Genomic DNA, 15,394 nt, shown 5'->3' with positions numbered 1-15,394 from the left:
GGGTAGTCACTTAAGTGACTACCCCTAAGCCCTTGCTACAAGCGGGATAAAGAACAGAGTAGTTACTAATACTATATATTTTAATAATAATAATATTTATATATATAAGGGGTATATAGGGTATAGAAAAGTTTTGAGAAGCTATTTTTAGTATAAATGTGCTGTATCTATTGGGAGAGTAAGGGAAAGCAGTGACTACCAAGTGACTACTAAGTGATTACCAAGCGACTACCGTGTGGAGGGATTAACTGTGACACGAGAACAAAAAATACAAAATGATATTCGGGTGGCAGTGTCGCAAGCTGGCTGTACAATTTTCCGGGCTAACGTGGGAAAAGTGCTAATGGAAAATGGCCGTTGGTTTGATACTGGATTGCCCAAAGGGTATCCCGATTTGTTTGGTTTCAGAAATTCAGACGGAAGATTTTTCTTTATTGAGTGTAAAAATGAAACCGGAAAGTTGAGAGATGATCAGAAAAGGTTTGCTGCCATGCTTAAAAAATATCCCAATGTTTTGTACGGGGTGGCTAGGTCAGTGGACGATGCCTTAAAGATTGTAGGTGGATGACTATGGACCAAGTTTTACAGTACGACCAAGAAAAACAAATCATTGCAAAGTTTCCGACAGTTTGGCAAGCGGCTGAAGCGACTGGATTTGATCGTGAGGAAATTTCTAGAGCGATTAATTCAACCACTCACTATTTGGTAAAGAGAGAATGTTTTTTCTCTCGTCAGAGTGAAAAAATTATTCCTAAAAATAAATTTAGCGTTGGCGATAAAGTGGTGGTCGATGAATTCAAATACGATCGAATTATTTATACAGATTTTACTGCTCAAATAACAAAAATTTATGAAAACAGTGTTTGTTTAGATATTTCAGAAGCTGAAAATATTCTTGATGAAATTATGTACAGATTATGCAGGCGGATAGTGGTTTCTAAACGAGCGATTGAGATGAAAGGTGAGTTTAATGGCTAAATTTGTTAGTACGAAAATTATTGAAGCTTATGAGTTTGAACCCAGTCAAATGAATCGCTATCCGGTAGAGATTTTACAACATAACGGACGATTTTTTAGACCGCAAAGCACGGGGCCAGATTGGATTAAACCGGGCGATTATATCGTGCATGTTTTTGGTAAAGCTTATAAGTTTGTCGATCGAGATGTATTTTTGAAGAATCATGAGGAGATTGTGGAGGAATTACAATGATTGAACCGGATTACTACAACGAAGGCACCGAAGATATTATTGACGCCTACTGGAATACGCACAGTGTAGAACGCTCACGTGGCTTTATGGAAGGCAACGTTTGGAAGTACACTGCGCGTTTTCCTAGTAAAAATGTGGGCATTGAAGATCTAAAAAAGGCGCAAACTTATATTCAAAAGTGGATTGACCATGAACTACAAGCTTCTCCTGCTGCTTATCCAGTGGACGTGGCAACATATGAAGTAGGTGGTTTAAATGACTAGCATGTTAGTAGCGGTATTGCATAAAGCCGAAGACAAGTACACACCGGTTGGCGAGAAACCCAGCGCCTTGTACATCCCCGATGACGCTCCCGAATGGGAATTGATCGCACAATTAAGGGGTGAAACTTGTGTGGACGAAAATCCACGCAAGCGTGAAATATACTCATTAATTAAAGCGGGTAAAACGGTGCGACAAATCGCCAGTCAATTAGACATTCCGATTAGTTCGATACGGGATATGATTCATCGGTACGGTTGGTCAAAACTAACGTCACACGAACAACGAAAACTGAAAAAATATGACATGTATGATGCAAATGGTAAAAAAATGGGTCGCGGGACCGTTGCTCAGTTATCAGCGAAATTTGGTATTTCTAAAACGCGTTTATATGGGCATACTGGCGGATACAACGAGCGGGTTAAGCAAACCAAAAGTTTTTATTTAATGAAGGTGTAAGTATGTATATTTAAATTAAATCTGACACCGAAGAAGATTGTTGGCTAAGAATTGACCGCATCCCTACATTCGGACAATATGCAGGTATGGCTGTTTATCTTCCAAGTGGTGAGGAAAAGTATCGAACAGTTAAAAGTAGCGAAGTTATCAATCATGTTCGATATGAATGGAACGAGATTCTGGACAAGTACGGAATCTAATAACTAAAAAATAAGTTTTAGAAAGTGAAGGTAATTATGTTGATTGTACTAAGTGGAACTATTGGAGCAGGAAAAACTAGCTTAACGAGTATTTTATCGGAACATCTAGGAACTAAAGCATTTTATGAACCCGTTGGAGATAATCCCGTATTGCCGTTGTTTTACAGCAATCCCCAGCAATATGGATTTTTACTTCAAATGTATTTCTTAGATAAGCGTTTCAAGTCTATGAAGCAAGCCCAATCAGATGATAATAATATTTTGGATCGCTCGATCTATGAAGACGCGCTTTTTACTGACTTGAACCATGAATTAGGTAGAATCACGGACGAAGAAACCGACGTGTACCACCACATTTTAGATAACATGATGGAAGAGTTGCCCTTTGCAGCGAAAAAGAAACGGCCTGACTTGCTGGTGCATATCAGCGTATCATTAGATACTCAACTTAAAAGAATTCGCCAACGGGGCCGTGATTATGAACAGATTGAAAATGACGATTCTCTACTAGATTACTATAAGTTGCTACATGATAAGTATGAAAAATGGTATGAAGACTATAATGCCAGTCCTAAGATGATCATCGATGGTGATATATTTGACTTCATGAACAGCCGTGAAGATGCTTACCGAGTAGTGCAAATGATTGATGATGCTTTAATATTAATGGGTAATCTTCCGGAAGACTTTGAGGGTAAACCGTTAGATCAAATTCTGGAGGTGTAAGTTTGGCATTAGAATTAAGTGACGAAACGATTGATAAAATTGTTGATGGGTTGATTACTAAAGGTCATGATTTTAGTAAAAGTGAATCAGAAAAAGAGCTTCGGAACACTAAGCAACTTTTGAAGAATTACCGATTATTGGAAAATCATGCAAATGTTGAAATTCCAACGTTAAAAGACGATGTGCCTTTATCAAAATATGAACTGTCTTTATATTCACTGCTGGGGTATCGAGCAAGGTCTAAGGAAATGATTCAGTTCATTAATAGGATTTTAAGTGAGTATAAGCGAGTTTGTTTGTCGGGGACTTACGAGCAACAAAGAAGGTATGATGTAATCAGTAATCTGTACATTAATGACCAATTATTGACACGAACAAAATTAGCTGAGAAGTTTAACGTTGACGAAAAAACTATCTATAGAGATGAACGAAGAGCCGTTGAAGATTTATCGATAATGATTTTTGGGATTGATTCTTTTAATGATTTGTCCAAATAGTGTCAAAAACGTGTTATTTAATACCTGTTTTAAAGTTTTATNGGGATTGATTCTTTTAATGATTTGTCCAAATAGTGTCAAAAACGTGTTATTTAATACCTGTTTTAAAGTTTTATAGTAGTAGCATAGATTAATTCAAACTTTATTTATAACATTCTTTCAGGAGTCTAGCGGTTGGCGTGTAGTGGTTCGAATCCATACTAGACTTTTATATCTCGCTAAATTCGAGAGCATACTCGAGGCGAGATAAGAAACGTCCTTTCGCCGGGGCGTTTTTTATATGTATCGTTTTCTCTCGGATTGTTATTTTTCCTCCAATGTGTACCCTCGCGAAAATGCTGGAGTTTTGTTATGCTTTTTTATTGGAGGTAATATTATGAGACGATTTATTAGTAAATATATGAAGTCTATTTTGATTTCATTTTTTTCATCATTTTTTGGTGGACTATTGGTTGTTTGCCTGTTCTTTACTGATGACAATTTTGGAAGCCTTGCTGATTGGATAGGATCTTTAGGAACGGTTGGAGCAGTATGGCTATCATTGTACCTGGCTACAAAAAAAGAACCGCTGTCCGCTGAAATCTACATAGAAACTACAAACTTTAATTACCCTAACAAAACAAGAGGCAATGATTATTTAGTTGGATCTACAGTTAGGGTAATCAATCCTGACCAAAAAAATTATTTAATTAATTTAGATTCCATAGGACTTTTTCTTGATAATGTTGAACTAGAAAAATTTAATCTTCAATTTTATCGAGAGCGGGGAAAGTACAATTTGACACAAAAATTTATGGCCCAGTCTGGTAGCGATTTGGAGTTATTTACAGTAGATTGGGCTAATATTTTTCAAACTTTTGAAGAGCATAGCGATGCTGACAGATGGAAAGTATTAAAAGGTACTTTTGATAGTAAAGTTCAAATAAGATTATCTTTCACTTTTAACACTGGTGATAAGCAAGATGTCATAATTATTCCACCATACGAGAGACATCTTTTAAAAAAATAGGATAAATTAAAGGAGGCCTGCAAATGGCAAAACTAACAACTAAGCAACAAAAATTTGCTGACGAATACATAATTAGTGGTAATGCTACGCAGGCCGCCATTAAAGCTGGTTACAGTGAGAATTCGGCTCAGCAAATTGGAACTGAAAACTTGTTAAAACCTGTTATTTCAAATTATTTAAAGAAACAACTTAATGAAATACACAATGACAAGATTGATTCACAGCAGGATGTAATGGAATTCTTATCTCGAGTAAGACGTGGCGAAGAAAAAGAAACCATTGTTACGCCCAGTGGCTTGAAAGTAGAAACTTCTCCCAAAATAGCTGATAGAGTAAAAGCTGCTGAATTGATTGGGAAACGGTATGCAATGTGGACAGATAAGCAAGATATAACTGCAAACATCGAACCAGTCAAAATTATAGACGATGTTCCGGGAGATGATACCGATGGTTAAGCTATCTGACATCATTGCTCCTTCGTTTTATGGTCTACATCATGACATTAAAGATCATAAATATTCTAATTACTGGCTAAAAGGAGGACGGGGTTCGACCAAGTCCTCTTTTATTTCGCTCGAAATCGTAATGGGGATTATGGTTGATCCGCAAGCTAATGCCGTTGTCCTTAGGAAGGTGGCAGCAACCTTAAGAGATTCAGTATTTGATCAATATCTTTGGGCTATTGATAAGTTAGGAGTTTCAGAATTGTGGGACGATTCAGTTAGTCCTATGCAATTAACTTACATCCCTACTGGTCAACAAATCAGATTCAAAGGTGCTGATAAACCGCAGAAAGTTAAGTCACAGAAGTTTCGTCATGGCTACACTAAGTTTAAGCACTATGAAGAAGCAGCCGATTTTAAAGGCATGGCAGAGATTCGTTCAATCAATCAATCTTTGAACCGTGGTGGTTCGGATATTGTTACTTTTTATAGTTATAATCCTCCTGCTTCTCAGACCAACTGGGTGAATCAATCCAGTGAACAACAAGGTATAAGAAAAGATACCAAAGTTCATTTGAGTGACTATTTATCTGTCCCAAAAGAATGGTTAGGGCGTGAGTTTATTGCTGACGCAGAACAACTCAAGAGAGATAATCCAAAGGCGTATGCACATGAATACTTGGGTGAGATTACAGGAACGGGAGCAGAAGTCTTTAATAACCTAACAATTAGAGAAATAACAGATGAAGAAATATCACACTTCGACAAAATATATCATGGCTTGGACTTTGGGTATGCTCGAGATCCTTTGGCTTATGGAGATGTTTATTGGGATTCGGCTAGACGCCGGATCTTTTTGTTTAATGAAATCTATTCGGTCGGTATGACTACTAGGGAGGCGGCGACTATGATTAAAACATTTAATCCAGATAATGAAATCATCCGAGCTGATAGTGCCGAACCTAGAACCATTGCTGAATTCAGAGACTATGGAACAAACGTAGTTGGTGCTAGAAAAGGTCCTGGCAGTCGCGAACATGGCTTTAAATGGCTGCAAGATTTACGTGAGATTATTATTGATCCAGTTCGTTGCCCCAACACTGCTAGAGAGTTCAGCAGTTACGAATTAGAACGAGACGCCAATGGTAACTTTAAGTCATCTTATCCAGATGGCAATGACCATACGATTGATAAAACCAGATATGCACTCGAACCATTGATGAAGAGAGGAGGATTCAAAGCATGGAAGTAGCAGCAATGAAGAAATTATTGACCGCAACGGATCCAAGACGGTTGGAGTTTAATACGAAATACAAACAGTCACTAAGATATTACTTTAACGAAAACGATATTACGCTACGTAATAACGGTGAATCCAAAGTTGAAGAGCATGGCAAAGACGAGCTGCTAAGGTCAGCAGATAATCGAGTTAGTAATAACTACCATCAACTACTAGTTGACCAAGAAGCGGGGTATGTGGCTACTGTTCCTCCTTCTATCGACGTGGAAGATGACACCTTAAACGATAAGATTAAAGACGCACTTGGAGATAACTTTAATCTCAGATTGAATCAGTTAGTAATTGATACTTCGAACGCTGGCAAGGGTTGGCTGCATTATTGGATTGATGAAGACAATCATTTTAGATATGGTATTGTTCCACCTGACCAAGTGACACCAATCTATTCGTCCGATCTAACCAGGAAACTAATCGCCGTTCGTCGAACGTACAGTCAGCTTAATCCAGAAGATGGAAAGACCTACAACGTTCATGAGTATTGGACTGATAAAGACGTAACAGTATTTACCAGCAAGTCTGGTGATTACAGGGACTTACAGCCATATACAGATCGCTTTACCTTTTACGATATTACGACTGGCGAAATAACTGGGACAACTAATGTTTATAATCATCAATTTGGTCGAATTCCGTTTATTGGTTTTCAAAAGAATAAATTTGAAAGACCGGAGCTTAATAAGTATAAAGGTCTCATTGACGTTTACGATAATGTTTATAACGGTTTCGTTAACGACATCGATGACGTTCAGCAAGTCATTTTAGTGCTTACCAATTATGGTGGCGAATCACTTGAAGAGTTTAAAAAAGCTCTCAAAAAAGATAAAGCCGTCAAGTTTGAATCAATGAGCCCGGGTGATAAATCTGGTCTTGATAAGTTAACTATTGATATCCCCGTGGAAGCCCGTAACTCGGTTATGGAATCTACCAAAGGGGATATTTTTGTGCACGGACAAGGAATTGATCCAACTAAGTTTGAGGCTAACAATGCGACCGGAGTTGCTATTAAAATGTTGTACTCTCATCTCGAATTAAAAGCGGCTCAAACTGAGTCGTATTTTAGAGATAGCGTTTCTGAATTAATCAGAGCAATTATGAAGTGGTTAAACATTGCTGATGCAGATATCCGGCCAATTAATCAAACATGGACTCGTACTGCAATCCAAAATGATGTTGAACAAGCACAAATAGTTAGTTCATTATCAAATATTACCTCTGACGAAAATATTGCTAAAGGTAATCCGTTGGTTGAGGACTGGCAAGAAGAGTTGGAACTACGTAAAGACGATGTAGTTAAACATGATGGTTTTGATAATCCGGGTGCTTTTGATGACTTAAAGCCAGATGATGACAATCCTAACGATGATGAAGTAGAAGAATAATTGGTGGTGACAGAGCGTGAAAAAAAAAGAGTATTGGCAACGACGCTTTTTGTCAGTTAAAGCCAATGAAATTAAGAATACAGAAGAATACGAGCGGGCTTTACAGCCAGAGTTAAAAGGGTTGTATCAAGATATCAACAAAGAGCTATACGGTTGGTACAATCGATATGCTGGTAATCAGGGTGTTTCAATCCCGGAAGCCGAAAAGATGCTCAAAGAAATTAACACTAAAGATTGGGAACTAACACTCAAACAGTTTGAAGAAAAGGCAAAAGCTGGTGGCTATCAAGCCGAATTAGATTCTGAATACTTTAAGAGTCGAGTGGCCAGACTACAAAACTTGAAAGCTCAACTCGAACAAGTTACGAGTCGGTTTGCTAATAAGCAAGTTGATAGTATGCGCAATCAATTGACTAATCAGTATCAAGATACCTATATGCGAGAAACCTACCATCTTCAAGCTGCTCATATGGATTTCACTTCTAACTTTTCTCGTTTTAGTGAGGAACAATTAAGAATGGTGGTCTCAAAGCCATGGGGGAAAGACGGTAAAGATTTTTCAGCTAGGATCTGGAAAAACTATCGTGACTTACTACCTAATTATCTAATGAATGCGGCTTTAAAAGGTACGATTCTTGGAACTTCGGCTAGTAAGATTGCTAGAGATATGCAGGGGATCTTTGAAGGTGTTAAAAAGAATCAAATCCATCGCTTAGTTAATTCAGAATTAGGCCACATTCAAGAAGAAGCGACTGCAAAGGCTTATCAAGAAGATGGTATTGAAAAGTATGAGTATCTTGCTACTTTAGAAAGCAAGACTTGTTCTGTTTGTGGTCATCTGGATGGGTTAAAGTTCAAATTAAAAGACCGTAAGGATGGTGTGAATTACCCATTAATCCACGCTTGGTGTCGCTGTACTACAGTTCCGTTCATGGACGATTTACCAGATATTAAGGGCCGTTGGATGAGAGATCCTAAGACCGGTAAAGGTGAGACCGTTGAGAACATTAGTTATAACAATTGGAAGAGCATGGTAAGTGGCAACGTTAAGCCGATTGTAAGTAAGAAAATAGATACTTTTGATCCATTAGATATGGCAAAGTGGCCGGAAAAGGGTATTCATGTTATGAATACCGAAAATGGTCCAGAAGTATCAATATTAAGCGCAGGCGGAAAACCGTTAGCCAAATTAGCTCTAGATGAAATTAAGAAGATGTCAGAGCCGGAATTAAATTACATTCAGGATATGGCTTTCAAGAGAGGCTTTTCTGCTAAACAACGATCCGAAATAAGAAATTGGTTCAATCAAATCAATGGAAACTCAGTTAAAATTCAACAAGTTACAACGAATCCAAAGACACAAAATAATACCATTAAGAAAACCGTTGTTAATAACGCAACAAGTAATAAAATACAAGCGCCAGTTATTAATAATGTTGATGATTTTTCTAGCTTTCTAAAGAAGAGTTTGGGATATAAAGAAGTTGCAATTCATCCGTTGGATACTAAAGTTTTACAATCCTTTGCTGACTCTATGGCGAAAGTTTATACGGATTATCCTGAGTTGAATGGTTGGGTAGATTCTTTTACTTCGACAACCAAAAAAACAAACTATAAGGCTTTGGCTTCGATGAAGTCAAACGGAACTGCTTTTGTAAACCATTTAGAGATTAACGCAAATGAATTTAATGACTATGATAAAGTTATGGATGCTCTGAACAAACAAGTGAAAGACGGTTATACCACAAAAAAAACAACTCCAGGTGGTTTGATAGTTCATGAGCTGGGACACATTGCTGACAGACGTGCCAAGGCCGTTAAAAGTGGGATAAACCAAAAGTCCGGATTAGATTTCGATAAAGGCTGGAATTACTATCAAAACGCTTCGATCGCGTCAGATATAGCAAAGATGGCCTACGAAAAATTCGGAAGAACAAAAATGCAGTCAATGCCTAAATATGCAAAAACAAAAGATGTTGAACTTATTGCAGAGGCTTTTAGTGATGAAAGTGATAACGAAATTTCGGCATGGATTAGAGACGAACTAAAAAGAAGATTGAAAAAATAGGATTCATTTTGTCCCAAGTATGACGTAAAAAGGCTTATTTTTTATACCCTGATTGAGGTCGCCCCTCGTAAAAAAATGCGTAAAGGAAAGGATGAACACTATGAAACGTGAATCACTGAAACAAATGGAATTATCAGAAGAACAGATTGAAAAAATCATGAGCATGAACGGTGCTGATATTGAGAATGCTAAACAGAGCGTTGGTGATGTGGATGCAATTAAGCAAGAAAATGACACGTTGAGATCTCAAATTGCAGACCGTGATAAAGATATTAAATCCTTGCAAAAGCAGACCAAAGATAATGACGAATTAACTAATCAGCTGCAATCATTGCAAGATAAATATCAACAAGACACGGATCAATTGAATCAACAACTCCAAGAAACCAAGTTTAATAGCGCTCTTAATACAGCTCTTACTAGTGCCAACGTCCGTAACCCTAAAGCTGTAAGTGCCCTAATTGACAAAGATAAGCTTGAACTGACTGATGAAAACTCAATCAAAGGTCTTGATGACCAATTAAGCGCATTGAAAGAGTCCGACGCTTACTTATTTGATGAAGGCAGTCACGGTAACTACAATCCGGGTGGCGGAGATGGTTCACAAGATAATAACGAAGTTGATCAGATGATTAATGCTTTCACTGGTGGCAAGTCCAACACAAACTAATACGAGAAAGTAGGAAACAAATATGGCAGTTTTAAACTACGCTGATAAATACCAACAAGCCATTGCTGAAGCTTTTTATGATGAAAACCTTCGCTCTGCTGCATTGTGGAATTCACCAAGTAATACTTTAGTATCTTTCGATGGTGCTAAACACATCAAGGTTCCAACACTAACAATCGATGAAGGACGCCGTGATCGTTCACGGGCAACTATCACAGCTCCTACAGCTAACTATTCAAATGATTGGGATTCATACACACTTTCATTTGATCGTTATTGGGAAACTTTAGTAGACCCATTAGATGTTGATGAAACCAACATGGTTACTTCAATTGCCAATGTAACTCGGGCCTTCAACTTACAACAAAAGTTGCCTGAAATGGATCGTTACATGTTCAGTCGCCTATATGAACAAAAGAATGAAATTGATTCAACAGGTATTCACACTGAAACTCTTGATGAAGCTAACATCTTAGAAGCATTTGACACTATGATGGCTAATTTTGACGAAAAGCGGGTACCATCACAAGGTCGTTTGCTTTATGTAACTCCACAAGTTAACAAGATTCTTAAGAGTGCAGAAGCTAAGAATCGTATGGCAGAAATCGCTGGTAACGGCAATATCACTCGCATGGTTTACTCATTAGATGATGTTCAGTTAGTGGTTGTACCATCTGACTTAATGCAATCTGCTTATGACTTCGCTATCGGCGCGAAGACCAAAGATGACGCTCAACAAATCAACTTAATCTTGATCTACAATGGCGCTCAAATTGCTCCACAAAAATACTCATTTGTCGGTATGGATGCTCCTTCTGCTGCAACTAGTGGTAACTACCATTACTACGAACAAGCATATGCAGATGTATTTATTCTTAAGGAAAAGGCTGCTGGTGTTGAAATGTACACTTCTGCTAAAGCAACTACTCCAGAAACCCCTGCAAAGACTTCTGCTAAAACAAAATAATTGAGAGGTGAATATATTGGTAGTCCACGAACGATTCGAATCATTACTAGAACAATTACAATTATTAAGTCCAAAAACGGACGATAATCCTAACTATGAAGCGATATTGAAGTATGTTCTCGAAAAGGTGGTTCGGGATGTTGCCAACTATGTTCACATTCCAGTTAATGAACTACCTGAAGAACTCGATTCAACAATCGTTAGTATGGTTTTAACAATGATTAATACTCATCAATTATTTGTTCCAGTTGAAGAACAAGTTGGAAATGTCAGTTCACTTACTGAAGGGGATACTTCTATTAGCTTTAAAACGCCAGCAGAAGCGTATTTAACCCTCCAATCAGTGAACAGTATTACGGATGACTATGTTACTCAACTCAATCAATTTCGGAAGGTGAAACGATGAAACAACCATTTAAGCAAATGGAAAAAATTCTCCCTGCCTTGTGGAACGATCGAGTAACAATCTACGGAGTTAGTGAAACCAATGACGGTATTTTTAACGATACAACCAATAAAGTGATTGTTGAAAATGAGTCGGCTAAGATTGTTCTTAAAGGTCTCAAAGCAAGTGATCAGAGCTTCTTTGGTACTGATACTTATGACGCAAAGTTAATCCTTCGCAATGGCATAAAAATACCAGCCGGAGCAGTTGTTGATGTACTTGACGCAAACGGTAATCAAGTTCGATACAAACGGGCTAGTAAAGGATATACCGGTTATATTAGTCATCAAGAAGTAGCTTTAGTACGAGATGAAAAGGCAAAGGAGTAATTGCTATGGCTGGTTTTGAATTTGACGATGCAGAGATTTTAAGCTGGATGGAAAGAGTCGGTTCAAAGGCCGAGCCCAGTCGAGTTAAGCAGAGCATGACAAAAAGCATGGTGAGGGTTAAAACTCAATCTATGCGGTCTGTTAAAAGTAATACTCCAGTTGATACCGGTCAATTACGCCGAGCTTGGAACGCTACTGGGCCTTCAATATCTGGTGCAGCTATTGAAGTGGAAATAGCCAACAACACTGAGTACGCTCCGTTTGTAGAGTTTGGTCATCGTACTAGAGGTGGTGGCGGATGGGTACCGGGTGTCCACATGCTAACTGATAGTTTAAAAGAAATAGAAGGACAGCTTTCCGGGCTGATTACTCCCGAATTTCAAAGGGTACTGGAGGACTTGCTGAATTGATGAATATAGTTGAACGAATCGGGCAAGAATTGAAGCGTATTTGTCCTGAAATTCCGGTATATCGAGACCAGCAAAGAGAAGGTTTTATTGAACCTTCTTTTTTTGTGGAATCGGTAAATAGCACATTAAATCCTGAGTTATTCAATTACCAGAATCGTAACTACGGGTTTCAGGTGGTTTATTTTCCCAACCCAAACAAACCGGCAGTAGATATGGAAACCATTAAAGATATATTGATGAATAATTTCAATACTTTAAGTGATTGGGCTACATTAAGAAATCGTAGTTTTAACACTGTGGATAATACTTTGGTGGTTAATTTTGATGTGATTATTCGAGCCTATCCGGATGTTAAGGAACAAAAACAACAAGAAATGAAATACTACGGAGGTGTCAAAAGTGAGTAATAAATTCACTAAAACAGCACTGATTAACAGCGATGGGTTTACGGCAGCCGATCGAACCGTGTTAAACATCGTTTTAGAAGACCGTAAAAACTATACCGTTGCTGAAGCACAAAAATTAATTAAAAAATTTAAAGGAGGTATTTAATATGGCTGGTGGAACATGGACGATTCAAAATAAACGGCGACCAGGAGCCTATATCAATACCAAAGGTGCAACTCAAGCCAAACCAGATACAACGATTGGACGAACATTATTGATTAATGCCAATCCGTTGAACTGGGGTAAAAATGGGGTCATCGAATTAGATTATAATTCTGATTTTCAAGCATTATTGGGTGCTGGAATTAACTCTGATGGTTTTGCGGCACTTCGTGAAACATTAAAAGGAGCTTTGACCGTGTTGTTAGTTAATAGCAACACTGGTGAAAAGGCAATGTTAGCGGATGATAAACTGCCTTGGAGTTTTACAGCAAAATATGCTGGGACTAAAGGGAACGATATCACCGTTGATGTTGAAAAGGACCCTAACGATGAAACTAAAGTGACAGTTACCACTTTATATCAAACTAAAATGGTTAATCAACAGGTAGTAAGAACAACTAGTGCTGCAACTTTAAAAAGTAATAATTATGTTGATGTAGTGTTGGTTCCTGATGCCACACCGGATCCTACTCCAGAAAAAGGTAAGATTCGTGCTACTGCTTCAACGGTTGGTGAAGATAAATTGGTAGCATTACCAGCTTCTAGTTCATATCAATTAATTGGTGGAACTACTACCGATGATGGCGATATTACTGAAATGGTAACCACAGCAATGGATAGCGAACAATATAACGTAGTTACGACCGCAGGTTTTGACTTGGATAGTAATATCCATGCTTTGGTGGCTGAAACTACTAAACGTTTACGAGAAGAATCAGGCTATAAGATTCGTGCGGTCATTCCTAATAACGAAGGGATCTATTTTGACTATGAGGGTGTCTCGGTAGTTGCAAATGGGGTTGAGTTATTAGACGGAACCTTATTAGATACCACTATCGCAACCGGTTGGTTCGCTGGTATTTCCTCTGCAACCGGGATTGGTAAGTCATTAACTTATACAACTTATCCCGATGCAGTTGCCGCTAATCCTAAATTTACAAACGAAAAAACCATTTCTGCTCTTGATGATGGACAAGTTGTTTTCACAACACGCCGCGATGACACAGTAGTTGTAGAACAAGATATTAATTCGTTGACTACTATTACTGACGATAAGCCGATTGCTTTTACCAAAAATCGAGTAATTCGTACTTTGGACGATATTGCTACAGATACTGCTGACGTTTTTGAATCTCAATTTATCGGTAAAATCGATAATAATTCAACTGGTCGTGATTTATTTAAGGCTAATCGAGTTAGTTATTTATCGACTTTAAATGCTGCCGGAATTATTCAAGGATTTGATGCTGAAGATTTAACAGTTGAACCAGGGATTGACGCTGATTCAATCGTTGTTACTTTAGGTATTACTCCAGTTGATTCCATGGAAAAACTTTATATGACCATTACGGTTCGATAGGAGGAAAAGTAGATGTCTGAAAATACAACAGTTGGCCAATTTTTAAACGGCCGTGACACAATTTCCACCAAGGACGCAAAAGTATTCGTAAATATGGGTGGAAAAATTTGGCCGATGATTGAATGCAATCAATTTGCGGCTAAGTTAGAAAAAAACAAGGAAGATGTTCAAACCCTTGGTTCGCGCTGGAAGCATAAGAAAACTACTTCTGTTGAAGGTACGGGAACTCTTGGTGGATATGTAATCAGTTCTAATTGGGCTAAGTATGCATTACCTTACATTCAAGGTGGCAAGGATCTTTATTTTGAAGTAACTATGACAATCGAAGATCCTACATCTAGAGCTGGCAAGCAAACACTTCACTTTACTGATGTGAATCTTGATGACGTACCATTTGCTGATTTTGAAGCTGATGATGACGTCATGCAATGGGAATCAGATTTTACGTTTGAAGGAATTGAATTGGTGGAAGCTTTTACTGGTTTTGAAGAATAATTATTAAAAAAATAGGAGGGTAATCCCAATGACTCAAGTTAATATTAAGGACTTTTTAAAGCAAAATGTTGATGAAGGTGAAAATACCAAAGAGGTACATTTCGACCGTTTCAAATCACCATTTGTGATTAAAGAAATTACCAATGCGGAAAATGAAAAATTACAAAAACAAGCCACTACTAAACATAAGAATCCACGAAATGGTCAAATTGAACGCGATGTGGATCAGATGAAATATGCTGAAAGCTTAGTAGCAACTTCAGTGATTACACCCGATTTGAATGACGAAGAACTTCAACGAAGTTATGGTACATTGGCTGACGCTTCAGGTACATTAAAAACAATGTTAAAAATCGGTGAATATAATAGACTGGCAGAAGAAGTTCAGTTGTTGTCTGGCATTGGTGCTGAATCGCTTGATGACGAAGTAGAAGCAGTAAAAAAATAATTAAGTCCGGTGATGGGGCGGAATTTCAGTATTATCACTACGCCATGAACGAATATCATTGGTTACCGAGTTATTGGGTTGATATGTCCCTTCGAGAAAAAGCCTTAGT

22 protein-coding genes are annotated in these 15,394 nt (G+C 37.9%); all 22 read left to right on the top strand.

From position 1 onward, the window contains the following. The first annotated feature begins 250 nt into the window (after positions 1-250). The 22 genes from OXT66_RS08005 (at position 251) to OXT66_RS07900 (ending at position 15,285) form a co-directional block, all read left to right on the top strand. On the top strand, positions 251-568 hold the full coding sequence (locus OXT66_RS08005) for a VRR-NUC domain-containing protein (protein WP_268596850.1): 318 nt from the start codon (positions 251-253) through the stop codon (positions 566-568). A gap of 2 nt (positions 569-570) precedes the next feature. Beyond that, positions 571-978 (top strand): hypothetical protein, encoded by a 408-nt coding sequence (locus tag OXT66_RS08000; protein WP_268596849.1) that lies wholly within the window; start codon positions 571-573, stop codon positions 976-978. Beyond that, a complete protein-coding gene (locus tag OXT66_RS07995) occupies positions 971-1,210 on the top strand; it encodes a hypothetical protein (RefSeq protein ID WP_268596848.1) in 240 nt (79 codons plus the stop codon). The genes OXT66_RS08000 and OXT66_RS07995 overlap by 8 nt, the downstream gene beginning before the upstream one ends. After that, the gene (locus OXT66_RS07990) at positions 1,207-1,473 is read left to right on the top strand and encodes a DUF3310 domain-containing protein (RefSeq protein ID WP_268596847.1); all 267 of its coding nucleotides are present in this window, start codon (positions 1,207-1,209) and stop codon (positions 1,471-1,473) included. The genes OXT66_RS07995 and OXT66_RS07990 overlap by 4 nt, the downstream gene beginning before the upstream one ends. Next, a complete protein-coding gene (locus OXT66_RS07985; RefSeq protein WP_268596846.1) occupies positions 1,466-1,930 on the top strand; it encodes a helix-turn-helix transcriptional regulator in 465 nt (154 codons plus the stop codon). The genes OXT66_RS07990 and OXT66_RS07985 overlap by 8 nt, the downstream gene beginning before the upstream one ends. Positions 1,931-2,169: 239 nt before the next feature. After that, positions 2,170-2,856, top strand: coding sequence for a deoxynucleoside kinase (locus tag OXT66_RS07980; protein ID WP_268596898.1), 687 nt, complete (start codon positions 2,170-2,172; stop codon positions 2,854-2,856). 2 nt (positions 2,857-2,858) lie between these two features. Further along, entirely contained in the window at positions 2,859-3,353 is a 495-nt protein-coding gene (locus OXT66_RS07975) for an HTH domain-containing protein (RefSeq protein ID WP_268596845.1), read from the top strand. A gap of 376 nt (positions 3,354-3,729) precedes the next feature. Beyond that, complete coding sequence (locus OXT66_RS07970; RefSeq protein ID WP_268596844.1) at positions 3,730-4,362, top strand: hypothetical protein; 633 nt, start codon at positions 3,730-3,732, stop codon at positions 4,360-4,362. A 23-nt stretch (positions 4,363-4,385) separates the two neighbouring features. Next, a complete protein-coding gene (locus OXT66_RS07965) occupies positions 4,386-4,817 on the top strand; it encodes a terminase small subunit (RefSeq protein WP_268596843.1) in 432 nt (143 codons plus the stop codon). Beyond that, positions 4,810-6,057: a PBSX family phage terminase large subunit gene (locus OXT66_RS07960; protein ID WP_268596842.1), complete on the top strand. Its 1,248-nt coding sequence runs from the start codon at positions 4,810-4,812 to the stop codon at positions 6,055-6,057. Before OXT66_RS07965 ends, OXT66_RS07960 begins: the two co-directional genes overlap by 8 nt. Then, a complete protein-coding gene (locus OXT66_RS07955) occupies positions 6,048-7,484 on the top strand; it encodes a phage portal protein (RefSeq protein WP_268596841.1) in 1,437 nt (478 codons plus the stop codon). The genes OXT66_RS07960 and OXT66_RS07955 overlap by 10 nt, the downstream gene beginning before the upstream one ends. 16 nt (positions 7,485-7,500) lie before the next feature. After that, positions 7,501-9,552 (top strand): minor capsid protein, encoded by a 2,052-nt coding sequence (locus OXT66_RS07950; RefSeq protein ID WP_268596840.1) that lies wholly within the window; start codon positions 7,501-7,503, stop codon positions 9,550-9,552. Positions 9,553-9,652: 100 nt separating this feature from the next. After that, positions 9,653-10,222, top strand: a complete 570-nt coding sequence (locus OXT66_RS07945) for a phage scaffolding protein (protein WP_268596839.1) — start codon at positions 9,653-9,655, stop codon at positions 10,220-10,222. A 22-nt stretch (positions 10,223-10,244) separates the two neighbouring features. Further along, positions 10,245-11,189, top strand: coding sequence for a capsid protein (locus OXT66_RS07940; RefSeq protein ID WP_268596838.1), 945 nt, complete (start codon positions 10,245-10,247; stop codon positions 11,187-11,189). 16 nt (positions 11,190-11,205) lie between these two features. Beyond that, positions 11,206-11,595: a hypothetical protein gene (locus OXT66_RS07935; RefSeq protein WP_268596837.1), complete on the top strand. Its 390-nt coding sequence runs from the start codon at positions 11,206-11,208 to the stop codon at positions 11,593-11,595. Continuing rightward, positions 11,592-11,963, top strand: a complete 372-nt coding sequence (locus OXT66_RS07930; protein ID WP_268596836.1) for a hypothetical protein — start codon at positions 11,592-11,594, stop codon at positions 11,961-11,963. Before OXT66_RS07935 ends, OXT66_RS07930 begins: the two co-directional genes overlap by 4 nt. A gap of 5 nt (positions 11,964-11,968) precedes the next feature. Continuing rightward, entirely contained in the window at positions 11,969-12,373 is a 405-nt protein-coding gene (locus OXT66_RS07925) for an HK97 gp10 family phage protein (protein WP_268596835.1), read from the top strand. Next, positions 12,373-12,780 (top strand): phage tail terminator family protein, encoded by a 408-nt coding sequence (locus tag OXT66_RS07920; protein ID WP_268596834.1) that lies wholly within the window; start codon positions 12,373-12,375, stop codon positions 12,778-12,780. The genes OXT66_RS07925 and OXT66_RS07920 overlap by 1 nt, the downstream gene beginning before the upstream one ends. Further along, the gene (locus tag OXT66_RS07915; RefSeq protein WP_268596833.1) at positions 12,773-12,925 is read left to right on the top strand and encodes a hypothetical protein; all 153 of its coding nucleotides are present in this window, start codon (positions 12,773-12,775) and stop codon (positions 12,923-12,925) included. Before OXT66_RS07920 ends, OXT66_RS07915 begins: the two co-directional genes overlap by 8 nt. A 1-nt stretch (position 12,926) precedes the next feature. Continuing rightward, positions 12,927-14,342, top strand: coding sequence for a phage tail sheath family protein (locus OXT66_RS07910; RefSeq protein WP_268596832.1), 1,416 nt, complete (start codon positions 12,927-12,929; stop codon positions 14,340-14,342). 12 nt (positions 14,343-14,354) lie between these two features. Further along, on the top strand, positions 14,355-14,837 hold the full coding sequence (locus tag OXT66_RS07905; protein WP_268596831.1) for a phage tail tube protein: 483 nt from the start codon (positions 14,355-14,357) through the stop codon (positions 14,835-14,837). Positions 14,838-14,865: 28 nt separating this feature from the next. Further along, on the top strand, positions 14,866-15,285 hold the full coding sequence (locus tag OXT66_RS07900; protein WP_268596830.1) for a phage tail assembly chaperone: 420 nt from the start codon (positions 14,866-14,868) through the stop codon (positions 15,283-15,285). Positions 15,286-15,394: the final 109 nt, after the last annotated feature.

Source organism: Lentilactobacillus senioris (genome assembly GCF_026798195.1).
Taxonomy (GTDB): domain Bacteria; phylum Bacillota; class Bacilli; order Lactobacillales; family Lactobacillaceae; genus Lentilactobacillus; species Lentilactobacillus senioris_A.
The sequence above is the reverse complement of the archived record's forward strand: the minus strand, read 5'-3'. Positions and strand labels throughout refer to the sequence as shown.